The following is a 24,332-nucleotide window of genomic DNA, read 5'->3' on the forward strand; positions in this document are numbered from 1 at the left end:
CAGGGTCCGGCCGAGAGAATGGGCCCATGACCACGCCCTCACCAGCCAGCAACGCCGCGCGTCTGTTGGTGGTCGAAGACGACGACACCATCCGCGAAACCGTCTGCGAAGCGCTGGAGCTCGAGGGCTTTTCCGTCACCCCAGCCACCAACGGCCAGAGCGCCTGGGATCGGCTGAAACGGGACCCCTTCGAACTGATCGTTCTCGATGTGATGCTCCCTGGCATCAACGGGCTGGATCTCTGCCGCAAGTTGATTGATCTGCCGCAACGGCCCCTGGTGCTGATGGTGAGCGCCCGGGACACCGAAACCGATCGGGTGCTCGGCCTCGAGCTCGGGGCCGATGACTACCTGGTGAAACCCTTTGGCATCCGCGAACTCGTGGCCCGCTGCCGGGCGCTCCTGCGCCGCCACCAAGCCAGCGATCAACAGCCCAGCGAACTCAAAGCGGACAACCTCAGCCTCTTCCCGGCTGAATGCCGCGTCTGCCTCGATGGTCTTGAGCTGAAGCTCTCCCCCAAGGAGTTCAAGTTGCTCGAGCTCTTCATGCAAAACCCCAAACGCGTCTGGAGCCGCGAGCAACTAATTGAGCAGGTCTGGGGCTTCGACTACATCGGCGACAACAAAACCGTGGATGTGCACATCCGTTGGTTGCGCGAAAAGATTGAAGAGGACCCCTCCAACCCGAGCAAACTGGTAACGGTGCGGGGATTCGGCTATCGCTTCGGCTAGGCGATGACGATGCAGACCGCCCTACAGCTGGCCCTGGGTTTTGGGCTCGGCGCCCTCAGTGTGGGTCTCTGGCGCGAAGGGAATCGCAAAAAGAAGGTCATGGCCACCCGCCTGCGGCGGCGCCAACCGATCCCTGAACTGCAGTTGCGCGAATGGATCAGCGCCGCACCGCAGGGCTGGCTGGTGCTCGATGCCCAAAACCGAATCGAGATCATCAATGAGCGGGCTGAGTCCCTCTTGGTCAAAGAGAGTTCGCTCGCTCCCCAGCTCCAACACCTCAATGACCTGGAGCCCAGCGCCGAGCTGCTGCACCTGCTGGAGCTCAGCCGCAACACCCGCCTGGCCCAACGCGGGGAATGGAGCCTCGGGCGCAATGACCTCTCGGTGCGGGTGATGCCCGGCGAGAGGGGCTGGCTGGCCCTTCAGATCGACGGCAGCAATCCCCTGAAAAATCAGCTCAAGCAGCAGGAGCAGTGGGTCAGTGATGTGGCCCATGAGCTCAAAACCCCGATCACGGCCCTGCGGCTGGTCAGTGAGAGCCTGGCCCTCAGGGCCGAGGGCCGCCAGGCGGTCCTGGTGGAGCGACTGGAGAAGGAACTCGAGCGGTTGCAGCGGTTGGTGGGGGATCTGCTGGATCTCTCCAGACTCGACAACACCCTGGTGAGCCGCCGCAAGCGACCCGCCTGCATCGACCCAAGGGATGTCGTTGGCCAGGCCTGGTCCACCCTGCAGGAACTGGCTCAGCCCCGGGGCATTGGCCTCAGCGTTCAGCCGACGCGCGATCAGGCCAGACAGGTGGCCGTCGATCCGGCTCGCCTGCACCAGGCCCTGTTCAATCTGATCGACAACGCCCTGCGCTACAGCCCCGATGGCAGCAGCATTGAGCTCTCGATCGAGGAGCGGGACCGCTGGTGTCTGATTGCCGTGCGCGACCAGGGCCCGGGGCTCAGCGAAGAGGACCTCGAGCGGATGTTCGAGCGCTTCTACAGAGGGGATCCAGCCCGGGCCAGAGGCCCAAGACACGGAAGCGGACTGGGGCTTGCCATCGTTCGCCAGATCGCCCTCAGCCAAGGGGGACTGGTGCGGGCCCGAAACCACCCGGAGGGAGGAGCGGTGATTGAGCTGCTCCTCCCCAAGGCCTAAGCCTTAGGCGGCTGCGCTGATCGGCAGGTTGCTAATCACCAGCTGCCGCTGGCTGCTGAGCTTCAGCCAACCCTCCTCCTTCAGCAGACCCAAGACCCGAGTCACCGTGACGCGGGTGGTGCTCAGGGCACCGGCAATGTCCTGGTGGGTCAGGCGCAGGTTCAGGCGTAGGCCGTCGTCGCAGGGTTGGCCATACTCTTCCGCCAGCAACTCCAGAAAGCCCCGGACCCGGTCTTCGACGCGGCGCAGACCCAACAGGGAAATGAGCGCCTCGGACTGACGGGTCCGGCTGATCAGCGCCAGCATCAAGGTGCTGGCCAGGTGGGGGGTCTGCTGGATCTCGTCCATCGAGAGGCAGAGCAGATCGCAATCGCTCAGCGTCGTGGCTTCGTAGAGATCCAGGTTGCTGAGCGGTTCACCGAAGGGTTCATTCGGTCCCGCCAGGCCCAGGAGAACATCTTCGCCCTGCTCATTCATCGAGCTCAGCTTGACCATCCCGCGGGCCACCAGCCAGACGTGGTGGCGAAGCATGGGCACGCGACTGCCAGCCGTCAGGCTGACCAGATCGCGGCGCTGGAAGGTGTGTTCGAGGCTGCCGCGAAGACTTAAGGGCGGACTCGATGTCAAAGATATGGACGTCATTGCATCAAGAGTGATTGGGAGTCTGTCAAGAACAATGCGTGCATTCAGATCAGAAAAAGGGCAGATCAGACCTGCCCTTGAACCATCTGGATCACACTGAACTAACGAGAGATTTTGTTCACTGCAGCACGTGCCTTATTCAAGATTGAACCATTCAGAGGGACGAAGCCAAGGGCATCAGCCCTGGCCTGAGCCTGATCGCTCAGCATGTAATTGAAGGTCTTCTTGATGGTGTCGGTGTTGGCACCATTGCCCTTCTGATAAGCCAAAACCCAGGTCAGGGTCGCGATCGGGTAAGCACCCTTGGCGGTGGGGTTGGGGTTCGAGCCAGCCAGGTTCTGATCGAGCTTGATGCCGTTCAGGGCCTTGGCACCGGAGGTGTGGCTGGGCTTGATGAATTCACCCGACTTGTTCTGCAGCGCAGCGGCCTTGACAGCACCGCGGATGTACGACTGGTTGACGTAACCGATCGCACCCTGCTTGTTTTTAATCACACCAGCAACACCAGAGTTACCTTTAGCTCCAATTGAATTTGAGCCCGGCCAGCGGACGGATTTACCAGTCCCGAGCTTCCACTGTGGAGAAAAAGAAGCCAGGGATTCGGTGAAGGCTTTGGTGGTTCCAGAACCGTCCGAGCGGTGCACCCAGGTGATTGGACCAGCGGCGCAACCCAGGTCCTTCCAGTTGGTGATCTTGCCGATCGCCACTTGGACAGCCTGCTGCTGGGTGAGCTTCAGGTTGCAGCCGGGCTTGTTGTAACCGAAGGCGATGGTGCCGCCCACCATGGGGATCTGCACCAGACCGCGGGTCACCTTGGCGATGTCCTTGGCCTTCATCGGATCATCCGATGCACCGAAGTTGACGGTCTGGTCGATGAACGCCTTACGGCCAGAACCTGAGCCAACGGCTTGGTAGTTGACCTGGGGGCCACCGGCCTTCGCCAGATCAGCGAACCAACGCTGATAGATCTTGGCGGGGAAGGTTGCGCCAGCAGCACTGAGGCGATCTGCGGCGGAGGCGGACATGCCGGTGCCGACGGCCAGCAGGGAGCCGATCAGGAGGGCCTTCTTCGCGAAGGTCATGGATAAAACCTTGTGGTTCCCATCCATCTACGCAAGTGATGATCCGTCCTGCGTTAGGGGCTGGTTAAGGCCTCGTGAACGTTGCGTGAATCAGCAGCAGGACTGGGCTTTGAGGGGCCTACTGGTCTGCAAACGCTGAAGCCAATCACTCAATTCGGCCAGGGCCTGAGGGCTCAGGCGGTAGTAGACCCAGCGCCCCTGAACCCGGGACTCCAGCAGGCCCGCCTCGCGCATCACCTTGAGGTGAAAGGAGAGCTTGGACTGGGCCAGGCCCATCTGCTCGGTCAGCTCACAGACGCAGCGCTCACCCCCCGCCAGCGCCAGGGCCACCTCCAGGCGATGGGGATCCGCCAGGGCCTTGAACAACGCGCTGAGGGCTTTGGACACAGCTCGGAGCAGGCCTAACCGCACCTTAACCAATCAAGAAACCTTGATGCATCAAACTTTGTTGATCAGTTGATGGGGTTGGTCATGCGGATTGGCATCAACGGCTTCGGACGCATCGGACGACTGGTCTGCCGCGCCCTCTGGGGACGGCCAGGCATTGAGATCGTTCAGATCAACGACAACCAGGCCACGGCTGAATCAGCCGCCCACCTGCTCTGCTTTGACTCAGTCCATGGTCGCTGGGATCGCCAGGCCGAGGCCCTCAGCGAGAGCGAGCTGCTGATCGATGGGCGGCGCCTGAACTTCAGCCGCAACGGCACCCCCGCCGAGGTGACCTGGTCTGCCGCAGGTGTGGAGATGGTGCTCGAGTGCAGTGGCCGCTTCAAGACCACCGAGGCCCTCGAGCCCTACTTCAGCCAAGGCGGCATCCAGCGCGTGGTCGTGGGCTGCCCCGTCAAAGACGCACTGAACATCGTCTACGGGATCAACCATGACCTCTATGACCCCAACCAGCACCGGCTGGTGACCGCGGCGTCCTGCACCACCAACTGCCTGGCCCCGATCGTGAAGGTCGTGCATGAGCAGTTCGGCATCCGCCATGGCTCGATCACGACCCTGCATGACGTCACCAACACCCAGGTGGTGGTCGACGCCTTCAAAAGCGACCTGCGGCGCTCCCGCTCCTGCCTGCAATCGCTGATCCCCACCACCACCGGATCAGCCAAGGCCATCGCCATGATCTTCCCGGAGCTCGAGGGCAAGCTCAACGGCCATGCCGTTCGTATCCCCCTGCTGAATGCCTCCTTGACCGATGCGGTCTTTGAGCTCGAGCGACCCACCAGCGCAGAGGCAGTCAACCAGGCCTTCCAGCAGGCTGCGCAGGGGCCCCTCCAGGGAATCCTGGGCTACGAAACCCGGCCGCTGGTCTCCATCGACTACGTCAACGACAACCGCAGCGTGGTCATCGATGCCCTCTCAACGATGGTGGTCGACGGGACCCAGCTGAAGGTCTACGGCTGGTACGACAACGAGTGGGGCTACAGCTCCCGCATGGCCGATCTGGTCAGCCATCTCGTCCAGCTGGAGTCCCAAGGATGAGCGGACTCTCCGCCCTACAGCAGTACCAGCGGGTCACCGCCAATTACTGGGCCTTCACCCTCACCGATGGGGCCCTGCGGATGCTGGTGGTCTTCCACTTCCATCAGCTGGGCTACACCAGCCTGGAGATTGCCTTTCTCTTTCTCTTCTATGAGTTCTTTGGGATCCTGACCAACCTCTACGGCGGATGGCTTGGGGCCCGCTTTGGCCTGCGGCTGACGCTTTGGCTCGGCACCTGGATGCAGATCGGCGCCCTGCTGATGCTGATTCCGGTGGCGGACTCCTGGCCGAAGTGGTGGAGCGTTGCCTACGTCATGGCCGCCCAGGCCCTGAGCGGGATCGCCAAGGATCTCAACAAGATGAGCGCCAAAAGCGCGATCAAAACCGTCGTCAAGAGCCATGACGGTGACCAGCAACTCTTCCGCTGGGTGGCGATCCTGACCGGCTCCAAAAATGCCCTCAAGGGCGTTGGTTTTTTCCTGGGGGGCGTCCTCTTGACCGCCCTGGGCTTTAACGCGTCGGTGGGCGTGATGGCGGCGGGTTTGACCTTGGCCTTTCTGGTCACCCTGGGGCTGCCGGCCGACATGGGACAGATGAAACGCAAGCCCAAAGTCCACTCCCTGTTCTCCAAAAGCGAGGGCATCAACGTGCTCTCACTGGCACGGATGTTCCTCTTTGGGGCTCGGGATGTCTGGTTTGTGGTCGCTTTACCGGTCTTCCTGGAGACGACCCTGAACTGGCGCTTCTGGGAAGTGGGCAGCTTCATGGGCCTCTGGGTGATTGGCTACGGAATCGTTCAGGGATCCGCTCCGGCCCTGCGGCGCAGCTGGGGGCAAACCAGGTCCCCTGGCGCATCGGCCGTGCAGTTTTGGAGCGCCCTGCTGACGGCGATTCCCGCCTTGATTGCCATTGCCCTATGGCGACAGGTCGCCGATCCAGGTCTGGTGGTGGTGGCAGGTCTAACCGCCTTCGGGGTGGTCTTTGCGATGAACTCCTCGATTCACAGCTACATGGTTCTCGCCTACAGCGACGGCGAAGCAGTGAGCCTGGACGTGGGCTTCTATTACATGGCCAATGCCGCAGGACGGCTGCTTGGCACCCTGCTCTCGGGAGCGATCTTTCTGATCGGCGGGCTCCAGGCCTGTCTCTGGTGCTCGGCGTTGATGGTGGGACTGGCCTGGCTGTTCAGCCTGAAGCTGCCGCCAGTGCGAAGCGCCTAGCGCTGAAACAGCGCACGGATCTGCGGGCTGCGCTCCGGGCAGAGCATCGGCGTGTAATAGCGAACGGCGGCAGTTTCCACCTCCTCAGGCAGGATCCCGGCAAAGGACACCCCCTCCCGCTCAAAGGCCTCGCTGAGGCGCTGTTGCTGGGCCAAGAGCAGCGCGGGCTGATCAAACGAGTCGCAGAGCAGCTGGGCATAGAGCCGCGCTGCACAGCCGGTGTGGCCAAAGCGCCGCACGCAATCGCCCACAAGCTCTGGAGGCTGCGGCTGCGCCCAACCAGCACAGGGCCAAGCCAGCAGCAGCAAGGAGATCGCCTCCCCCAGGGGGGCACGCAGGCGGAATGCCATTAACGCTGGCGCTCCGCTGAGCAGGCCAGAAAGCGCTCCAACTCCTTGGTATCCAGGCTCGGTGGCTTGGCCTTGGTCAACAGGGCTGGATGAATCGTGCGCAGTTGATCCGCAAGCTGATCGCGCTCGGTCACCGCTGCCTCCTGGCGCTGTTGCAGGGCCTCCTGCCAGACCAGCCGGCGCTTGGCTTCACTGCGCCGCCACTCCGCCACGGCCTGCTCGTACTGCTCCTGCTCGGTCTGCTGGTCGTAGATCGTCAGTAGACGTTGCTCTTCGGGGTCCAGGGGCAGGGGCGCCAATGCTGAGGTGAACGACTCTTCCTCAAGCGCCTTCAACCGCGACTCGGTCTCGCGGTAGCGCTCCACCAGCGGCGGCAGGCTCTCGCGATAGCGCCGGCATTGCACTAGGGCCTGGCGCTGCGCCTCGCTGTCCTGCTGAGGAGCGTTCTTGCTTGCGGGCCCTGAACAACCGGCCAACAGCAGCAACACAAGTACCGCGGCCCCTAGCCGAGGGTGAGGCATCCGAACCATCCGGACGAGTGCGCCCATGCTCGCAGGACTCGAGCGACAACGACCCCATTTGGGGGTATCGAGGGACACGCGGCCAGATCTAGCTGTACACCGCAGCAAAGACCAGCTCTTGGACAGCATCGACGCCCACATCGCCCTGGACCGCAGCGAGCTGGAGAAAGCCCGCAACGAAGGCGACAAACCCAAGGCCGCTCACCTTGAAGCCGAACTCAAGGACCTCGAGACCTACAAGGCTCACCACCCCGGCGAGAGCAAAGACCCCAGCCCCATGGAGGTCTACTGCGACCTGAATCCTGAGGCGCCCGGCTGCCTCGTCTATGACGACTAGTGCGATGACCGCTACCGCGCCCCAACCACCCAGCATCACCATTGGTGAACTGGAGGCCAACTATCAGCTCTACTGCAAGGCACTGAAGATGCTGATTGCAGAGAAGCGCACCCTCAACAAGATCCAAAAAACCGTGTGTTGGGGAAAATTGGCCACCCTCCACCACTGTCTTCCTAGGCAGTACAAATCACCCGATTACCTGTACGCCCAACTGCTCAAAGCACAGTCCACACCTAAAGAGTGAGACCGGCTTTGTGTTCGATCTTGCGACAGAGGTCAATCACTCAATCCCGCACAAAAGCGCTGTGCGGGATTTTTTTGTTGAGCGCGCGATTGGATTAGACACGAAATAAGTCGAATTCACAGGATCCAACCGGCGGGGCCACCGCAGGTCGATGATGGATGCACCGCTCGGAGTGAGTGATGGATCTCACCCCCTATCTGGAGACGCTGCAAGGAAGCAACCTTGATGAGGTCCTGCTCTCGGTTGCCGTCAGCGGGAAGGTTGCGCTGGCGATGAAAGGGCGCTTTTTTCTGCGCTGCCTCTGCGAGAGCTTCCGTGAGACCGAGCTCATCGGCTGCGCCGTCACCGATGAAGCGAGCTGCCTGAACTATCTGAGCCAAGAGCCCTACGAGCTGCTGATCTGCACCGACTTTCTTGAAAGCGGCAGCGGCTTCGATCTCGCCCGCAAGGCCAAGGCACTACAACCCCAGCTCAAGGTGGTGATGCTCGCCTTGGGGGATGCGATTCCGGTGGAACATGCCGAGGCGTCCTGGCTGGAGGCGGTCGTGGCCGAGGCGGACTTCATCGAAGACCAAAAACCGCTGGAGGCTGCTGTCCTGGCGGTGATGGGCCATCACGCCTACCGCAGTCCCTCCCTGCGCTCTGGCCAGTTGCCGTACCTGAGCTGCCCGCGCCTGACCCCAAGGGAATATGAAGTCCTGGACCTTTTGGCCAGCGGCCTGACGGACCGTGAAATTGCTGAACAACTGGTGGTCAGCGAGGAGACCGCGCGCACCTACACCAAGCGGCTTCTGAAAACCCTGGAGGTCAACAACCGGGTTCAGGCGGTCCTGAAGGGAATGCGTTGCGGGATGGTGAAGATCTAGGCCAAAGCGTGGCTAGAACCCAACTATCTGATCGCGCCGCCTGCCATGGCCAGCCACACCATCACGCTTGAGGCGGCTGGCTCCTTTCCCTGCAACAGCGAGCAGTACATCCTTGATGCGGCGGAGGCTGCCGGCATCGACCTGCCCTTCTCCTGCCGGGCAGGCGCCTGCAGCACCTGTGCTGCCCAAGTCCTGCAAGGGACAGTGGATCAAGCCGATCAGAGCTTCCTCGATGGGCCACAAATCGAGCAGGGCTATGCCTTGCTCTGCGTCAGCTATCCACGCAGCGACTGCCTCCTGCGCACGGACGTAGCCGCCGAGCTGAATTAACACCAAGATGCGCCAAGCCATCCCGGGGAGTACGGCCATGGGCACCGCTCGCATTCTTCTATCTGCAGCACTGCTTGCCGGGGCAGTTCCGATGCATCCGCTTCAGGCCGCCGAGAGCCGTTGCCCGAGCAGTAGCGGACGCTTCGCCGTCTGGGGAGCTGGCGTGGTCACCACCAGCAAGACCCCAACCGCTCGCCTCATGGAGGAGCGCTGGTTGCCCGGGGGGCAAGTCGAGGGCCTACTGGTGGAACGACTGGGCAGCGAAGAACGTCGCAGTGCCTATCGGGGCCAGCGCAGGATCACGAACAACTGCGTGGCGGTGATCGAACGGCAACTGCCTTGGGGCATCGACCGCAGCGAGGTGGTGCTCGATGGTCGCGGTCGTCCGGTCTATGGCTTGATCCGCACCGAAGGCCGAGTGATCAGCAGCAGTTGGCTGCCCATGGCCACCGGGCGCTGCAACAGCGCCAACCTCAACGGCCTGGTGGTCAGCCGGCAGATGGGGCTCAGCCAAGTCCAAGGCGGCTGGAGTCCCAATGCCGTCGTGCAGCGCGAGCAGTGGAAAGACGGTCGGGTGGAGGGGCTGGCCCTCTCCAGCTATGGCGCTGACAGCGAAACCGCGCGCTACAGCGGCCAGCTCAGCCTCAACCCCAAGAGCTGCTGGGGCACCATCCAGGAAACCGACGAAAAGGGACGGGCCTACAACTACAGCGCCTTGATCGTGAATGGCCGCCGCAGCAATGGGGCCCGCGGCTACCTCTACCTCCAGCGCGATCCCGGGGACCTCACGGTCGGTTGGCTGGTGCGCGACTAAGCGATCAGCACCCTGGCGATCACCGCGGCCTGCGCAAAGCCCAACTGCCCCAGATGCTCCAGGGCTTCCTCAGCGCGGGAAGCCGGCAGAGCAGCCAACAGCGGACCGCAGGTCTGCGGGTCGATCCAGAGCTGCTGATCGACGGCGGAGGCTGGGGCGCTCAGACGCACCCCACCCCCGGGATCCAGCTGGGCCAGGGCCCTGGCGTTGGAGGGGGCCAAGGTGCTGGCCTGTCCCTGTTCCAACAGGGTGCGGGCACCGGCCAGAGCAGGAATGGCCCCCGGGTCTAACTCCACCTCTTGGCCGGCGCCGAGCATTTCACCGAGGTGGCCGAGCAGACCAAAGCCAGTGATGTCGGTGCAGGCACTGCAGCCGTAGTGCTGCAACAACTCCACCAGGGGAGCCTGGCTTTGCTGCATCGTCTCCAGGGCCGCGTCAATCCACTGGGGTTTAGCAACCCCGGCCATGGCCGCCGCGAAGAGCACCCCGGTGCCGATGGGCCGGGTCAAGAGCAACACCTGATCGCTCTGCAGGGGCCCCTTGGGCCAATGCCGCTGCGGATCAACCGATCCATTCACGCTCAGGCTCAAGGCCAAGCCCGCGCCATCGCGCCCCTCCAGGGTGTGACCACCCAGCAAGGGCACCCCCAGGGGATCAAGCACCGAACGCACCCCCGCCAGGGTCTGAAAGAGCAGCTCCTGTTGCAGCGGCGCGGCGGCCTCCGGCAGGGTCACCAGGGCCTGAACGCTCTGCAGCTGGGCGCCGCAGGCCCAGATGTCGCTGCTGGCATGCAGGGTGGTCAGCCGGGCATTGAGCCAGGGGTCATCCAGCAACGCTGGAAACCCATCGAGGCTTTGCAGCAACAACCCGCCGGTTGACGTGGCGGCCAGGACCGCGGCGTCCTCCGGCGGTGGGCAGTCCCCCCCCGGCTGCAGGCGGGCCAGTGCAGCCTCCAGCGGGTCGGCCGCAAGCTTGGCGGCGCAGCCACGGCAGGCCATCGCGGCCCCAGCGACCATGGCTCCGGTGCGGGCGAATCCGGCCATGAAGCGTCGGTCAATCGCCTCTTTCCAGCGCCAGAGCCAGCGGGAGGGACCCAAGGACCAGGGCCCGTAGAAGGCCACCGCCCGCCTGCGGCCATCGCCCAGCAACTGCAGGGCCCTGGCCTGGGGACGCCAAGGCCTCAGGGCTCGCTTGGGCTGCTCCAGGCTGCGTTTGAGGTTGATCGCCAGCAGCGGCGCCGCACGCACAGCCCAGACCCCGGAAGCCGGCCGAGGATCCCGGCGAATCAGCCCGCAGTCGCCGCTGGCAAAGATCCGGGGATGGCCCTCCACCGCCAGACTCGGCTCCGTCCAGATCCGCCCGGTCTGGGGATCGCAGGGCAGACCACTGGCCGCCAGCCAGGGCGGCGCCTCACTGCCGGTGCAGGCCAGATCCGCAGGCCGCTCGGGACCGACGCCGCGGTCCAGGGGGATGCCGGCCTCCGCCAACAGGCGCTCTCCGGCGCGGTTCGCCGCTGGCGATCCCAAGTGCAGCTGCTCACCGCGCAGCAGCAGCTCGGGCTGATGCCCCTGGGCCCGCAGGGCCAGGGCCACCTCCACCGCAGCGGCACCGCCCCCGCGGATGGTTAGCGACGGCGGTGCCTGCTTGAGCCACTGCAGGAAGGGCTCCAGCGGCTTCACCCCGAGTTGCCCCTCGGCGTGTTGGGTCTGACAGCCCAGATCCAGGCTGAGGCGATCGAACTGCAGCGGCGGCCGCCCGGCCAGCAGCAACTGGGAGCGCGGCAGGTCGAGTCCCGTGATCTCAGCGCGCACGAAGGCCACGCCCGCCCGCTGGCAGAGATCGCGCAGATCAATGGCGCAGTCCTCTTGGCTGTAAAGACCGGCCACCAGCCCCGGCACCATGCCGGAATACAGGGCGGTGCTGGCCCGATTGACCAGCACCACGGCGGTGCGTTTGGGCTTGAGCTGCGGCCGCATCAACCAGCGCCGCAGCAGCAGGGCATGGCTGTGGCCACCCCCCGCCAGCAGCAGCAGCTGATCGGGACCGCTCAAGGTCGCCCCTGGGCCGAGGCGCCCAGATCCATGCCCTTCGTTTCGCTGTAGGCCTGAACCTGGCGCGGTTGAGGGCTCTCCATTTAGGCAATCTGGCTCAGGAATTGCCGGGTGCGCTCGTGTTGCGGCGCAGTGAAGAATTGCTCGGGCGGTGCCATCTCCACCACCTCCCCCTCGGCCATCAAGACCACCCGACTGGCCACCTGCCGGGCAAAGCGCACCTCATGGGTGACGACCACCATCGTCATCCCCTCGCGGGCCAACTCCTGCATCACCTCGAGCACCTCCTGCACCATCTCGGGATCGAGGGCACTGGTGGGTTCATCGAAGAGCAGCACCCGCGGTTCCATGCAGAGGGAGCGGGCAATCGCCACCCGTTGCTGCTGACCGCCGGAGAGCTGCCCGGGGTACTTGTGGGCCTGCTCGCGGATGTTGACCCGCTCGAGGAGCGCCAAGGCCTCCTGCTCCACCTCCGCCTTCTTCCGCTTGCGCACCAGCACCGGAGCGAGACAGAGGTTCTCCAGCACCGTGAGGTGGGGGAAGAGGTTGAACTGTTGGAAGACCATCCCCACCTCCCGGCGGATCGCATCGATGTTGCGCACGTCATCGGAGAGGGTCATCCCATCGACGACGATCGATCCCCCCTGGATGTCCTCCAGGGCATTGAAGGTGCGAATGAAGGTGCTCTTGCCGGAGCCGGAGGGCCCCATGATCACCACCACCTCACCGCGGTAGACGTTCAGATCCACACCCCGCAGAGCGTGGTAGCCATTGGGGTACCACTTCTCGACCCCGCGGGCCTCGATCATCAGGTCACGATCCGTCATGGGGGACTCAGGCGGGTTGAGGGTTGGAGTTCAAGCGGGTTTCCAGGGCGCGGCTCCCCAAACCCAAGGCAGCGCAGCAGCACCAAAACAGCACCGCCAACACGAGATAGACCTCGGCGTCCTTGCCGAGGAACGCGGGATTGGCCATCACCGCCCGGGCCGTGCCCAGCAGCTCAAACAGACCAATCAGCGAGAGCAAAGTGGTGTCCTGCAGCAGGTTGATGAATTGCCCGACCATCGCCGGAAGGGCGACCCGGAGGGCCTGGGGCAGCACCACCTTGAGCATCGCCTGATGGACCGGCAAGCCCAGGGCGCGGGCTGCCTCCATCTGCCCCGGCGGCAACGCCACCAGACCAGAGCGGACGGCCTCGGCCACATAGGCCGCCGCAAAGAAGGTCAGCACCCAGGCCGCCCGCCAGACTCGATCCGGCGAGAAGCCACCGGGCAAGAGCAAGCCCAGGATGTTCTGCCCAAGGAACAGCAGGGTGATCAGCGGTGCCCCGCGGATGAACTCGATGTAGAGCACCGAGAGCCAACGCAAGAGCGGCAAACGGCTGCGCCGCCCCAGGGCCAGCAACACCCCCAGGGGGAAGCAGAGCAGGATCGCGAAACTGGCCTCGATCAAGGTCAAGAGCAGCCCCCCCCAGCGAGAGGGGGAGACCACCGGGAGACCCAATCCCCCCGCAATCAGGGTCATCCCCAGCAGGTACAGCAGCGGCCAGATCACGGGCCAGCCGCGGCGGACGGCAGCGGGAAGAGCCGGGCCAACGCGCCCGGCCCACCAGCGGCAGGCCAACAGCAGCGCCGTGATCCCCCACCAACGCTGGCTGATGGCAGCACTGAGCTGAAGAAACAGGGGCAGGAGCAACGCCAAGCCGGCGAGCACTGCAGCGGCCAGGCGGTCGTTCGCCGGCCAAAGCAGTGCCCGGCGATCGGGGCGAGGGAAGGCCCGCAGCCATCCCCAGCTCAACCCCGTGGCTGCCGCCAGAAGAACGCTCAGTAGCCAGAGACGCCACTGCTGATCCAGGGGATAGCGGCCGATGGCGAACAGGGTGCTGTTGGCCTGAATCACCGCCCACTGGGCCTTGAAGACCAACCAGTGCAGCAGGGCCTGGCCGCCGGCCAGCAAGGCCGCCAGCAGCACCACAGTGATCAGCCCATCGAGGCGAGAGGCGAACAGGGCGGCCCGTAGCCGTTGCAGAGAAGAGGAGTGCTCCATCAACGGCTCCTCAGCTGCACGGCGCGGTTCAGCGCATTCATCAGGGCAGAGATCACCAGGTCCATGGCCAGGTAGGCCCCCAGCAGGATCACCATTACCTCCACCGCCCGTCCGGTTTGGTTGAGGGTGGTCTCCGCCACCGAATAGAGATCGGCGTAGCCGCAGGCGATGGCGAGCGAGGAACTCTTCGCCAGGGAGATGTACTGGTTGTTCAAACCGGGAACGATCACCGGCAGGGCCTGGGGCAGGACCACCCGGCGCAGGGTTTGCAGGGGGCTGAAGCCCAGGGCACGGGCGGCCTCCCACTGCCCCTTGGGCACCGAAGCAATCCCGCCGCGCACCACCTCCGAGATGAAGGCCGAGATGTAGACGATCAGACCGGTCAGCAGGGCCGCGAACTCAACACTCAGGCGAATCGGTGCCTGCCAGACCCCATTCACCAACTCAGGCATCCCCAGGTAGAGGCCCGATTGGGCGAGGACGACGCCGGGCCACTGGATTGCCTGGGCACCACCCGGCAAGGAGAGGAAGACGACGAAATACCAAAACACCAACTGCAAGAGCAGAGGGATGTTGCGGATCAGCTCGACGTAGACCCGCGCCAGGCCGCGCAGCAGAGCGTTGCCACTAAAGGAGGCCACGCCGACGGCGGTGCCGACGATCGAGGCGCCAATCAGACCGATGACGACAACCCGCAGGGTGTTGACCAGTCCCGCCAGCAGCGCCCACCAGTAGGGCTGATCGGCGCTGAAGGGCAACCAACTGCCGGCGATGTCAAAACCGGCGGGGTTGCCGATCCAGCGCCAGGTCAGCAGCAACCCGGCCGCCGCCAGGTTCTGCACCAGGTTCCCCAGCAGGAAAGCCACCAGAACCAGCACCAGCAGACCGACCGCGGCCTGCAGCAACCAGGGGATCAGGCGGCGGTTGCGCCACCAAGGGGTGACAGGCGGAGCCATCAGCGGAAGGGCGGCGAATAGATCAGGCCGCCATCGGTCCACTGGCGATTGGTGCCCCGCTCCAGGTTGATGCGGGTGTTCACGCCCAGGTTGCGCTCAAAGATCTCGCCGTAGTTGCCGACGGCCTTGATCACTTGAACGACAAAGTCAGCCGGCAATCCCAGCTGCTGCCCCAGCTGGCCATCGACCCCCAGGAAGCGCCGCAGATCCGCCTGGTTGCTGTCGGCCTGGGCCTCAGCGAGCTTGGCCTCGACGTTGGCCTGGGTGATGCCGGACTCTTCCGCCTGCATCAGGGCATAGGCGATCCAACGCACCGCATCGGCCCAGGACGGATCGCCGTTGACCGTGCCCATGGCCAAGGGTTCTTTACTCAGGTCACCGGCGAGCAGGACATGGGCCTTGGGATCGGGAAAGCTGCTGCGCTTGGCGGCCAGCAGCGCCCGGTCACTGGTGACCGCCACGCAACGGCCCTGGAGGTAGGCCCCATAGGTCTGACCATCGTTTTGGAACTTCAGCGGCATGTAGGCGGCGTTGAGCTCCCGCATCCGATCCGCCAGGTTCAGCTCGGTCGTGGTCCCAGTGGTCACACAGATCGGCTTACCGGCTAACTGCTTCAAGGAGGTGATGCCGCTGCCCGCGTTCACCATCACGGCCTGACCGCCATAGAAGTGAATCGGCGCAAAGCTGAGGGCATTGCCCCCTGCCGCATCGCGGCTGAGGGTCATGGTGGTGCTGCGGGAGAGCAGATCCACTTCACCGCTATTGACCGCCGCAAAGCGCTCGCTGGCGCTCAGGTCGCGGAACTCCACATTGGCGGGATCTGAGAGCACCCCAGCGGCGACCGCACGGCAGAGGTCCACCTCAAAGCCCTGGTAGCGGCCATCGGGAGCGACAAAACTGAAGCCCGGCAACTTGCCATCAACGCCGCAGACCAATTGCCCGCGGGCTTTCACCGCGGCCAGTTTTTGGCTTTGGGGCCCCGAGCCCTCCACAGCGCAACCGGTGAGGACGAGGCCAGCCAGCAGAGGAAGCGCTCGAAGGACCTTGCGGGGGGAAAAGGGCATCAACCAGGGCTCATTTCGCGAATTGTGCCATCGGTTTTTAGGGCTGGGCCATCGCCAATGAGGCCATGAAGCCCCCGATCGGAGCATCAAAACGCCGACGCGCTCTGCCTAGGGTCACCCCACCTATCGCTGAACGCAACGCGTCGATGAGCTCCATCAAGCGCTTGAGCTGGGCCATTGAGAACGTCTTTGAGCGCTGGCTCTGGAAATTCCGTTTGATCGCGATCGTGCCCGTGGTGATGAGCCTGCTCGGCAGCGGGGCGACCTTCATCAGCGGCACCTCCGAGATCTGGCACTCGATGGGGCTGCTCCTCGATGCCTCGCCCGATGACAGCCGCACGGTGGCCCTACTGCTGGGTGAACTGGTCGGCGGCGTCGATCTCTACTTGATCGGGATCGCCCTGATGATCTTTGGCTACGGCGTCTATGAGCTGCTGATCTCCGACATCGAAGCGGCGCGAAGCCCCGGAGCTGGTGGCAATGGGCTTCTGGACATCCGCAGCTTGGATGTGCTCAAGGAAAAGTTGGTGAAGGTGATCCTGGTGGCCTTGATCGTGGCTGCCTTCAAGTCGATGTTGATCTTCCCGATCGACAACACCACCAACCTGCTGGTCTTCTCAGGCTCGGTGCTGCTCTTGGCCCTCTCGGCCTATCTGGTCTCCGGCGGTCCCAACCGCTCCACCTGGAATCAGCCCCGGGAAACCCCCTTTGAGTAGGGCTCGCGCATTGTGTAAAACGAAGGGATGAGCAGCACCCTCACGATCCGCACCCCGGATGACTGGCATCTCCACCTGCGCGATGGGGAGATGCTGCAGGCCGTGGTTGGACACACGGCGCGGCAGTTCGCCCGGGCGATCGTGATGCCCAACCTCAAACCGCCGGTGACGACGGTGGAGCAGGCACGGGCCTATCGAGAACGGATCACGGCCGCCCTGACAGCAAGCCAAGGGCCTGATGCCGCCGCGGCCTTCACGCCGCTGATGACGGCGTACCTGACCGAAACGATCGAGCCAGCCGAGCTGGAGCGCGGCTTCAGCGAAGGGGTCTTCAGCGCCGCCAAGCTCTATCCCGCCGGTGCGACCACCAACTCCGACGCCGGCGTGCGCGATCTCGCCCACATCAGCGCCGTGCTCGCCTGCATGGAGCGGATTGGCATGCCGCTGCTGATCCATGGCGAGGTCACCGATCCCGCCGTCGACATCTTTGATCGCGAGGCGGTCTTCATCGAACGGCAGTTGATCCCTCTGCTCCAGCGTCATCCGGCCCTGAAGGTGGTGCTGGAGCACATCACGACCGCCGACGCCGCCCAGTTCGTGGCGGAGGGTCCAGCCAACCTGGCGGCGACGATCACCCCCCACCACCTCCACATCAACCGCAACGCCCTCTTCCAGGGGGGTCTGCGGCCGGACTTCTATTGCTTGCCCATCGCCAAGCGGGAGCGCCATCGCCTGGCCCTACGGGCCGCGGCCACCAGCAGCAGCACCAAATTTTTCCTGGGGACCGACTCCGCTCCCCACCCCAGGGGCTCCAAGGAATCGGCCTGCGGCTGCGCCGGGATCTACAACGCCCCCTTCGCCATTGAGAGCTACGCCCAGGTTTTTGAAGAGGAGGGCGTTCTCGATCGCCTGGAGAACTTCGCCAGCGTGCATGGGCCCAACTTCTACGGGCTGCCGCTCAACACTGGAACGATCCAACTGGAGCGCAGCAGCGACAGAGACTTCATCCCAGGGTTAATGGAACTGGAGAACGGCAGCAGCTCGCCGACAACCCTGGTGCCCTTTCACGCCGGGGAAACCCTGAATTGGCGCCTGAAGCAGGCGCAATGGCGCGCGTCAGCAGCGTAAAGAGCTCGCAATCTTTCAACGACGGCTCAAAAGAATCCGCCTAATTTCCACGCGGCTGCGTGAATCACGCGCTTCTTCCATAGTCCGCCCGATCCACATGTCTCTTGTCATGGCGCCCGCTCTGGGTATCGAGAGGTTTGCAAACGGTCAGAACAAAGAACACAGGCAGCAGGCCTCCGATAGCGATAAGAGCACCATCATTCGTGCCGTCTACCAGCAGGTTCTGGGCGGTCAGCATGTGATGAAGAGCGATCGACTCGAAGGGACCGAGTCGCTCTTCCGCAACGGCTACCTGAACGTGCGCGAGTTCGTGCGCTTGGTGGCCAAGAGTGCCCAATACCGCGCTCGCTTCTTTGAGAGCTGCAACCCCTACCGCTTCATCGAGCTCAACCACAAACATCTGCTGGGCCGCGCTCCTCACAACAAAGAGGAGATGCTGCACCACTTCACGATCCTGCAGGAGCAGGGCTACGACGCGGAGATCGACTCCTACATCGATAGCGACGAATACAGCCGCAACTTCGGCAATGACCGCGTTCCCCACATGCATGGTTGGAGCTATTCGGTTGGCCACGAAGGGCGTCAGTTTTCCTATCTGATGCAACTGGCCCGGGGCGCCGCCGCCTCGGTCAAGGGCGACCGCAACGGCAGCCAGTTCAAGCTGGGCCAAGCCCTGCACCAAAACCGCGCCATCCCGGTGCCCGGTGCTGGCGCTGCGGTCAGCGTGGCCCGCTACGCCCACATCAGCACCGATGGTCCCTTCAAGGCCTCGATGTCCAGCGGGAGCGATCTGCCCAGCGGTGATCTGCCCAGCGCCCGCCGCATCGACGGCAGCCCCGCCTACGGCTTCCGCAGCAACGAGTTGCTGGTCTCAGCACCGAACAGCGGTGCGGCAGAAGGCAGCCGGGTGGTCACGATCACCGCGACGGGCATCGCCAACAACCGCTTCATCCGCCACGGCGCCTACACCACCCGCGTGCCCTACAGCCGGATGAACGAGGCCCTGCAACGGGTCCTGCGCCAGGGCGGCCGCGTCGTCAGCGTCGTCGTCAGTGGCGACAGCGACATCTCCTCGGCACCCGCCCCCGCGCCGACTCCTGCTGCCGACGAGCAACCCAAGGCCAAAGCCAAGGGCCGTGGCCGCTCCAAGGGCTGATTAAACCCTTCTCCATGACCTCTGCCCCTGGCCAAACGGCCGGGGGCTTTTTATTGCCAGTCCCCGCCAAGATGGGTCGACCTCTGCGTGAGCCACGGTGATCCTGCGGGGCCTTGCCACTGGATCGCTAACGCTCCTGCTCAGCCTGCTGCTTGGCGGCAACGGCTGGGCAAGCGAAGACAGCACAACACGCCCGAGCGAACAACCCCAACAGGCCTTCAGCCTGCAAGAGGCGCTGAAGCTGCCCGATTGGTTGTTGTTCTCGATCAGCTACACCGCCGAGCCCATGGCGAACCCCCTGGGAGGGGCTGCTCAAAGCTCGGCCTGGATCCAGGACACATCGCTTGATCTCCAACTGGGGACAGGTCTGAGCCGTGAGATCCAGGACTGGAGTGAGCCGGATCACTGGCACATCAACGCCAACATCAATCACGTCGCGGGCGATGTGAGCTATGGCACTCGCATTGGCGCGTTCTTATTCCCGCAAACCCTCGCGTACCCCGCTGGTTTCTATCCGACGGAACTGTCCTTGGAGCGCAGCGCCGGAGAGGGTTGGATCGGTGTCCGCGCTGGTGTGATTCCGATCAATGGTGATTTCGATGGAACGCTGCTGAGTGCGCCGATCCTCAACAACTACGTGCACTCGGCGTTGAACAACACCTACAACATCTTTGCCGGCAACCTACCGATCTCACCCTTTTCAAGCCTGGCCGCAAGGCTCGACATCCATCCCAACAAGGATGTTGACGTCTACTACGGCTGGTTTGATCTCACGACCGCCATCCCGATCATCCAAGCCTTCGGCGCGCCGGTCAACATCACGCCCACCAAGGTCGGAGACGCCCACATCCTGCAGCTGAACTACAGCCCTAAGCGCAGCCAGCCCGCAGGCAGCGTCCTACCCGGTGAGCTGTTCTCCATCGGCGGCTTCACCACGGACTACCAAGGCGAAGGACTGTTCGGCAGTGCGACCTGGAAAAGCGGTCTCCCCCTGGGCCTCGATGACCGGGTCTGGATCGGCGGGGCCTACTCGCCGGAGTTTGATCTCAACCAGGCACCAAGCTTCCTCGGCGGCGGCCTGGTGATCCAAGGGGTCTTCCCCAAGCGCCCCCAGGACCTGCTGATCCTCGGTGGCGGGCACGCTGGTCTGAGCGCCGCGGCCCCACCGGGCTACCCCAACCAGCCCTACGAGGGCGTTCTGGAGCTGGGCTATCGCCTGCAGCTCAACCCCAATCTGAATCTGCAGCCCACCCTGCAGTGGATCTTTAACCCCAGTGGCCGAGACATCCCCACACCGGGAATCCTGACCACCAGCGTCCAGATCAGTCTGAGCTTGTAAGCCGGCCGGAGGCCATGGCCTGCAGCAGCGCCCGATGGTCCTCTTCCACCTGATCGCTGTAGCCCAGGGCAAAGTTGGCCATGGCCCGATCAAAGCCCTTGTCATCCCCGAGGGCGCCATGGAGGGTTTGACGCTGACCACTGCGGGCGTGGGCCCGTGCCAAGACCATGGCGCAGAGCTTGGCGTAGGCCTTCAGGGAGGGGGGCTTCATCGAGGCGAGGGAGACCGAGGCCTTCCAGTCCCGCAGCTGCCGCCAGACCATCGGAATGCCTTTGGGCGTTGAGGTCCAGCCCAAGAAGGGATCGCAGACGCACTGGATCAAACGCTGGCCTTCGACAACCCGCTGTCCCTGATGCCCCGCCTCATTCCCCAGTTGCTGGTCGATGCAGGACGGCAGGGCCTGCTTGCTTTGCAGCAACAACCAGTCCTCCGGATGGGGCCCCTTCATCAGGCCAATGGCACAGCGGGTGCCAACCGAACCCACGCCAACGGCTTTGAGGGCGGTGTCGACCAAGGCAAAGTCCTGCAATTGGTAGCGGCGGTGGGGTGGCAAGCTCTCGCGATACCCCGCCAGTAGGAAGGCGATCGCTTCGCTGTGGCTGGGGATGGACGCAGGATCCAGATCCGGCTCTGAGGCCCACAGGGCGGTGGGATCCAACAGGGCATGGCGCCAGACCAAGGGCGGCTGATGACGAATCTGAGCGGTTCCATCCGGCAGGAACTCACAGTGCTTCTGAATGGCCTGGCGTCCCGAGCGCCGCAGGGCTTGGGCCACCGCCGCCTCAAGGTGGGAGCGGAAGGCCGTGGCCGGCAGCTCCTCCACGAACCGCTCGACATGGAGCAGGCAGTTCCAGAGTTTCAGGGTGGGGAGGTTGGCGTACTCCGCCATCGCCTTGCGATAGGCCGCGGCCACCTTGCGGGCGAGGCGGAACTGCTCCTCGCGATCCAGTTGCCACTGGCGTGCCACCAAGACGGCGCTGACCAGGAGGCGTTTGACATCCCACTCAAACGGTCCGGGTGCGGTCTCATCAAAGTCATTGATGTCAAAGACCAGGCTGCGCTCCGGCGAGGCATAAAAACCGAAATTCAGCAGGTGGGCATCACCACACAGCTGCACCCAATGGGGACTACGGGGCAAGGGCGCCAGATCGGCCGCCATCTGGGCCGCCGTTCCCCGGAACCAGGCGAAGGGACTCTCGGCCATGCGCCGATGCCGCTCGGCGATCAACCAGGGCAAGCGGGTGCTGTTCTGTTCCTCGATTCGGCTGATCGGATCCCGCCGATCAAGCAGCGGTTGCCAGAGCGAGAGGTCCTCCCATCCAGCCGCGTTGGGGTCGCTCGCACGCAACGGTCCTGGGAGGTGCACCTCCTACTGACTTAGCGAGCCGCCGGGCAAAACGGAAGAATCTCGCAAACATGGAGACAAGCGCCTCGCCCTATGGCCCTCTCCTTTCGGGAACTCCAGGCTCAACTGCAGCCGGGCTGGGGCTGCGAGCACAGCGGCAAGGGCGGCCAGTTCGACGTGCTGGTGGTGCCCTCCCTGAGCATGGACAGGGCGCTGATGGCCCTGGTCACCGGTGCGCACCATTACGAGGAGCGGCAGCTGTTTTCGCTGATTCGGCTTCGGGATCCCGGGGTCAGGGCGATCTATGTCACCAGCAAGTTGCTGCCGGAGCTGGTGGTCGATGCGGTCCTCGAGCTTCTGCCCGGTGTCCCCACCTCCCATGCCCGCCGGCGTCTCCAGCTCTTCGACACCGACGACGCCTCCAACCGGCCCCTGACCGAAAAGTTGCTGGAGCGCCCCGCCCTGCTGGCCCGCATCAAAGAGCAACTGCGCCCGGGCCGCAGCTTCATCAGTTGCTTTGTCGTGACCGAGCTCGAGAAACGTCTCTCCGAAGCGCTGCAGATTCCGCTACTTGGCACCGACCCCGCCCTGGGCCACTGGGGCAGCAAAGCCGGCAGCCGTGAGCTCTTTGCCCGTTGCGGGGTGCCGCACCCACCTGGGAGTGATCTGGTCCACAACCTCGAGGACCTAGCCGAAGTCACCGCCACGCTCTGGGAAACGCACCCTGAGCTCAGGCGCTGCGTGGTCAAGCTCAACGAGGGGATCAGCGGTGAGGGTAATGCCGCCCTGGATCTCGCCCCGTTGCAACTGCGGGAGCTCTCTGCCGCTGCCCGGCGCCAGCGGCTGCGGCAAGAACTGGAGCGCCTGCCCATGCCCGCCCAAGGCTGGCTCACCCTGCTGGCGGAGCAGGGTGCCCTGGTGGAGGCTTGGCTGGAGGGGGGCGATCAACTCAGCTCCCCAAGCGTGCAAGGAACCATCCACCCCGGGGGGCGCGTTGAGGTGCTCTCCACCCACGAACAGATCCTGGGGGGCAGCAATGGGCAGACCTATCACGGCTGCCGCTTCCCAGCGGACAAGGACTATCGCCTCACACTGATGCGCCATGGCCAGGCCATTGGCGAGGCCCTGGGAGCCGAAGGGGCCCTGGAGCGCTACGCCGTCGACTTCATTGCCCGCCTGATCGATGGGCAATGGGATCTACAGGCGATCGAGGTCAACCTCAGGCAAGGCGGCACCACCCACCCCTACATGGCCCTACGGGCCATCACCACCGGCAAGCTCGATCAGGGAACGGGTGAGTTTCTCTCCCCCACCGGTCAGGCCCTGCACTACATGGCCACCGATAACCTCACGCATCCCAACCTGCGGGGGCTGCTGCCGGCGGACCTGATCGACATCGTCGCCGAAGCCGATCTGCACTACGACCCGGCACGTCTACGGGGCAGCGTCTTTCACCTGCTGGGATGTCTCTCGGAGTACGGAAAGCTGGGGATGACCTGCGTGGGTCGCAGCGCCGCGGAAGCCAAGCAGGTCTACGGGGCCACGGCGGGGCAACTGATCCAACAGGCCACCAGCGTCCAGGGCGGGGGCTAGTCCTGCCCGCGGCCGGGATAGACCAAGACCGGCAACTCCGCGTGGGTCAGCACCCGTTGGGTTTCACTGCCGAGCACCAGGCCCGCCAAGCCGCGGCGGCCATGGGAGGCCATGAAGATCAGATCGCACTGGTGATCGCTGGCGGCCTCAAGGATCGCCTCATAAATCACGGCATTCACCGAGGTCGCCCCATCCGCCTCCACCCCCTTGGCACTGGCCTTGGCCTTGGCCGCCCCCAGTACCGATTCGGCGTAGTCCGCATTGGCCTTGCTGAACTGCTCGGTCATCAGCGGATCCAGGACCAAACCCTCGCCGTAGAGGGCTACATCGGGGCGACCGTAGTAGCTCGGTTGCACATGGAAAAAGGTGATCTTGGCGTCGATCTCACTGGCCATCTGCACCGCCTGATCCACCGCCAACTGGGACAGCTCCGAGCCATCGGTTGGCACCAGAAGATGACGAAACATCGGCTGCAGTCCTTTGCTCTACCCGAAAGCTAGTCAGGACGGCCCAATCCAACCGGCCAGCCGTGAGGCCGCCTGGGAGCGAGCCAAAGCCCGAGCCGCGGGCAGGGCCGGCTCCAGCTTTGCTGAGCTGAAGGGCGGCAGTTGGCGACTGCGCAACCAAGCCCCCCAGCGGAACTCATGAAAGGGAATCAAAGGCGCCGAGGTGATCACCTTCTCCCGCTTCAACTTCCAGACCAGGCTGCGGTAGGGATCGTCCTGGGTTCCCAGCAGCGTGGGGGGCAAGACCGACGGATGCTGGGGCCCCAGGCCGCGACCGTCATAGAGGTAGAGCCATCCCCGGCGCTGCAATTCAGCCAGCACCACCGCAGGATCGGCGCTGTCCACCTCCAGCGCCACATAGCCGAAGGCCGTGGCCTGGGGATCCAGCTCAAGCAGGGCGCGCAGGCGATGGTGACGATCCACCATCCAGAGCTCACCGGCGGCTGAGCGCACCAGCGGCGTGGGTTTGCGCTTTAAGTACTGACGCTGCTCTTTGGGGTCATCCTCAGCAAAATCCCTTTGGCGGCTGACGATCTCCGCCATGCCCACGCAGAGCTGAGTCGGATGCAGATCCTGAATCGGAACCTCGAGCAGCGCGTTCTTTCCGCCCTTCGGGGGCGGCAAGGGATGAAACGGAGGCAAACGCAGGGCCATGGACCGAACCTAA

Annotated in this window: 27 protein-coding genes; 14 read left to right on the top strand and 13 right to left on the bottom strand. The window is 64.1% G+C overall.

Annotation, left to right across the window (positions count from 1 at the left end):
* The first annotated feature begins 26 nt into the window (after window positions 1–26).
* Both LY254_RS03190 and LY254_RS03195 read left to right on the top strand, forming a co-directional pair.
* The gene (locus LY254_RS03190) at window positions 27–731 is read left to right on the top strand and encodes a response regulator transcription factor (protein ID WP_247478873.1); all 705 of its coding nucleotides are present in this window, start codon (window positions 27–29) and stop codon (window positions 729–731) included.
* 3 nt (window positions 732–734) lie between these two features.
* Complete coding sequence (locus LY254_RS03195; protein ID WP_247478874.1) at window positions 735–1,874, top strand: cell wall metabolism sensor histidine kinase WalK; 1,140 nt, start codon at window positions 735–737, stop codon at window positions 1,872–1,874.
* 3 nt (window positions 1,875–1,877) lie between these two features.
* Here the strand turns inward: LY254_RS03195 and LY254_RS03200 are convergent, their stop codons facing one another.
* The 3 genes from LY254_RS03200 to LY254_RS03210 form a co-directional block, all read right to left on the bottom strand.
* Window positions 1,878–2,516: a Crp/Fnr family transcriptional regulator gene (locus LY254_RS03200; protein ID WP_247478876.1), complete on the bottom strand. Its 639-nt coding sequence runs from the start codon at window positions 2,514–2,516 to the stop codon at window positions 1,878–1,880.
* 101 nt (window positions 2,517–2,617) lie between these two features.
* Window positions 2,618–3,598: a phosphate ABC transporter substrate-binding protein PstS gene (gene pstS / locus LY254_RS03205; RefSeq protein WP_247478877.1), complete on the bottom strand. Its 981-nt coding sequence runs from the start codon at window positions 3,596–3,598 to the stop codon at window positions 2,618–2,620.
* A gap of 90 nt (window positions 3,599–3,688) precedes the next feature.
* Window positions 3,689–3,985: a helix-turn-helix transcriptional regulator gene (locus LY254_RS03210; protein WP_247478880.1), complete on the bottom strand. Its 297-nt coding sequence runs from the start codon at window positions 3,983–3,985 to the stop codon at window positions 3,689–3,691.
* A gap of 84 nt (window positions 3,986–4,069) precedes the next feature.
* On the opposite strand from LY254_RS03210, the gene LY254_RS03215 reads away from it, so the two are divergent.
* The gene (locus tag LY254_RS03215; RefSeq protein ID WP_247479715.1) at window positions 4,070–5,083 is read left to right on the top strand and encodes an ArsJ-associated glyceraldehyde-3-phosphate dehydrogenase; all 1,014 of its coding nucleotides are present in this window, start codon (window positions 4,070–4,072) and stop codon (window positions 5,081–5,083) included.
* Window positions 5,080–6,303 carry an organoarsenical effux MFS transporter ArsJ gene (gene arsJ / locus LY254_RS03220; RefSeq protein WP_247478881.1) on the top strand — a complete coding sequence of 408 codons (1,224 nt, stop codon included), beginning with the start codon at window positions 5,080–5,082 and terminating at the stop codon, window positions 6,301–6,303. The genes LY254_RS03215 and arsJ overlap by 4 nt, the downstream gene beginning before the upstream one ends.
* On the opposite strand, the gene LY254_RS03225 is transcribed toward arsJ, so the two are convergent.
* Together LY254_RS03225 and LY254_RS03230 are read right to left on the bottom strand one after the other, a co-directional pair.
* Complete coding sequence (locus LY254_RS03225; protein ID WP_247478883.1) at window positions 6,300–6,653, bottom strand: hypothetical protein; 354 nt, start codon at window positions 6,651–6,653, stop codon at window positions 6,300–6,302. The two genes, arsJ and LY254_RS03225, sit on opposite strands and share 4 nt — an antisense overlap.
* Window positions 6,653–7,201: a hypothetical protein gene (locus LY254_RS03230; RefSeq protein WP_247478885.1), complete on the bottom strand. Its 549-nt coding sequence runs from the start codon at window positions 7,199–7,201 to the stop codon at window positions 6,653–6,655. The genes LY254_RS03225 and LY254_RS03230 overlap by 1 nt, the downstream gene beginning before the upstream one ends.
* 91 nt (window positions 7,202–7,292) lie before the next feature.
* Here LY254_RS03230 and LY254_RS03235 point away from each other — a divergent pair, with 91 nt between their 5' ends.
* The 5 genes from LY254_RS03235 to LY254_RS03255 all read left to right on the top strand — a co-directional run bounded on the left by LY254_RS03235 (window position 7,293) and on the right by LY254_RS03255 (window position 9,765).
* Window positions 7,293–7,511, top strand: coding sequence for a CP12 domain-containing protein (locus LY254_RS03235; RefSeq protein ID WP_247478886.1), 219 nt, complete (start codon window positions 7,293–7,295; stop codon window positions 7,509–7,511).
* 4 nt (window positions 7,512–7,515) lie between these two features.
* Window positions 7,516–7,755, top strand: coding sequence for a DUF3136 domain-containing protein (locus tag LY254_RS03240; protein WP_247478888.1), 240 nt, complete (start codon window positions 7,516–7,518; stop codon window positions 7,753–7,755).
* A 179-nt stretch (window positions 7,756–7,934) separates the two neighbouring features.
* Window positions 7,935–8,621, top strand: a complete 687-nt coding sequence (locus LY254_RS03245) for a response regulator transcription factor (protein WP_010317762.1) — start codon at window positions 7,935–7,937, stop codon at window positions 8,619–8,621.
* 45 nt (window positions 8,622–8,666) lie between these two features.
* Window positions 8,667–8,951, top strand: a complete 285-nt coding sequence (locus LY254_RS03250) for a 2Fe-2S iron-sulfur cluster-binding protein (RefSeq protein ID WP_247478889.1) — start codon at window positions 8,667–8,669, stop codon at window positions 8,949–8,951.
* A gap of 7 nt (window positions 8,952–8,958) precedes the next feature.
* The gene (locus LY254_RS03255; protein WP_247478891.1) at window positions 8,959–9,765 is read left to right on the top strand and encodes a hypothetical protein; all 807 of its coding nucleotides are present in this window, start codon (window positions 8,959–8,961) and stop codon (window positions 9,763–9,765) included.
* Here the strand turns inward: LY254_RS03255 and selD are convergent.
* From selD to LY254_RS03280, 5 genes are all read right to left on the bottom strand, one after another.
* Window positions 9,762–11,816, bottom strand: a complete 2,055-nt coding sequence (gene selD, locus LY254_RS03260) for a selenide, water dikinase SelD (RefSeq protein WP_247478892.1) — start codon at window positions 11,814–11,816, stop codon at window positions 9,762–9,764. The genes LY254_RS03255 and selD overlap by 4 nt on opposite strands.
* A gap of 83 nt (window positions 11,817–11,899) precedes the next feature.
* Window positions 11,900–12,643 carry an amino acid ABC transporter ATP-binding protein gene (locus tag LY254_RS03265; RefSeq protein ID WP_296421256.1) on the bottom strand — a complete coding sequence of 248 codons (744 nt, stop codon included), beginning with the start codon at window positions 12,641–12,643 and terminating at the stop codon, window positions 11,900–11,902.
* 7 nt (window positions 12,644–12,650) lie between these two features.
* Window positions 12,651–13,862 carry an amino acid ABC transporter permease gene (locus tag LY254_RS03270; protein ID WP_247478894.1) on the bottom strand — a complete coding sequence of 404 codons (1,212 nt, stop codon included), beginning with the start codon at window positions 13,860–13,862 and terminating at the stop codon, window positions 12,651–12,653.
* On the bottom strand, window positions 13,862–14,818 hold the full coding sequence (locus LY254_RS03275) for an ABC transporter permease subunit (RefSeq protein ID WP_010317755.1): 957 nt from the start codon (window positions 14,816–14,818) through the stop codon (window positions 13,862–13,864). Before LY254_RS03275 ends, LY254_RS03270 begins: the two co-directional genes overlap by 1 nt.
* Window positions 14,818–15,882 (bottom strand): amino acid ABC transporter substrate-binding protein, encoded by a 1,065-nt coding sequence (locus LY254_RS03280; protein WP_247478895.1) that lies wholly within the window; start codon window positions 15,880–15,882, stop codon window positions 14,818–14,820. The genes LY254_RS03275 and LY254_RS03280 overlap by 1 nt, the downstream gene beginning before the upstream one ends.
* 146 nt (window positions 15,883–16,028) lie before the next feature.
* Between LY254_RS03280 and LY254_RS03285 the strand changes: the two genes are divergently transcribed.
* From LY254_RS03285 to LY254_RS03300, 4 genes are all read left to right on the top strand, one after another.
* A complete protein-coding gene (locus LY254_RS03285) occupies window positions 16,029–16,598 on the top strand; it encodes a YqhA family protein (RefSeq protein ID WP_010317753.1) in 570 nt (189 codons plus the stop codon).
* A gap of 27 nt (window positions 16,599–16,625) precedes the next feature.
* Window positions 16,626–17,726: a dihydroorotase gene (pyrC, locus tag LY254_RS03290; protein ID WP_247478896.1), complete on the top strand. Its 1,101-nt coding sequence runs from the start codon at window positions 16,626–16,628 to the stop codon at window positions 17,724–17,726.
* Between the two features lie 97 nt (window positions 17,727–17,823).
* A complete protein-coding gene (locus LY254_RS03295; protein ID WP_371820503.1) occupies window positions 17,824–18,882 on the top strand; it encodes a phycobilisome rod-core linker polypeptide in 1,059 nt (352 codons plus the stop codon).
* A gap of 97 nt (window positions 18,883–18,979) precedes the next feature.
* Entirely contained in the window at window positions 18,980–20,221 is a 1,242-nt protein-coding gene (locus LY254_RS03300; protein ID WP_247478898.1) for a carbohydrate porin, read from the top strand.
* Here LY254_RS03300 and LY254_RS03305 read toward each other — a convergent pair.
* Window positions 20,205–21,569, bottom strand: coding sequence for a DUF2252 domain-containing protein (locus tag LY254_RS03305; protein ID WP_247478899.1), 1,365 nt, complete (start codon window positions 21,567–21,569; stop codon window positions 20,205–20,207). The genes LY254_RS03300 and LY254_RS03305 overlap by 17 nt on opposite strands.
* 90 nt (window positions 21,570–21,659) lie before the next feature.
* Between LY254_RS03305 and LY254_RS03310 the strand changes: the two genes are divergently transcribed.
* The gene (locus tag LY254_RS03310) at window positions 21,660–23,159 is read left to right on the top strand and encodes a peptide ligase PGM1-related protein (RefSeq protein ID WP_247478907.1); all 1,500 of its coding nucleotides are present in this window, start codon (window positions 21,660–21,662) and stop codon (window positions 23,157–23,159) included.
* Here the strand turns inward: LY254_RS03310 and LY254_RS03315 are convergent.
* Both LY254_RS03315 and LY254_RS03320 read right to left on the bottom strand, forming a co-directional pair.
* Window positions 23,156–23,626: a universal stress protein gene (locus LY254_RS03315; protein ID WP_010317747.1), complete on the bottom strand. Its 471-nt coding sequence runs from the start codon at window positions 23,624–23,626 to the stop codon at window positions 23,156–23,158. The genes LY254_RS03310 and LY254_RS03315 overlap by 4 nt on opposite strands.
* A 33-nt stretch (window positions 23,627–23,659) precedes the next feature.
* On the bottom strand, window positions 23,660–24,319 hold the full coding sequence (locus LY254_RS03320) for a ParB-like protein (protein WP_010317746.1): 660 nt from the start codon (window positions 24,317–24,319) through the stop codon (window positions 23,660–23,662).
* Window positions 24,320–24,332: the final 13 nt, after the last annotated feature.

Source organism: Synechococcus sp. NB0720_010 (genome assembly GCF_023078835.1).
Taxonomy (GTDB): domain Bacteria; phylum Cyanobacteriota; class Cyanobacteriia; order PCC-6307; family Cyanobiaceae; genus Vulcanococcus.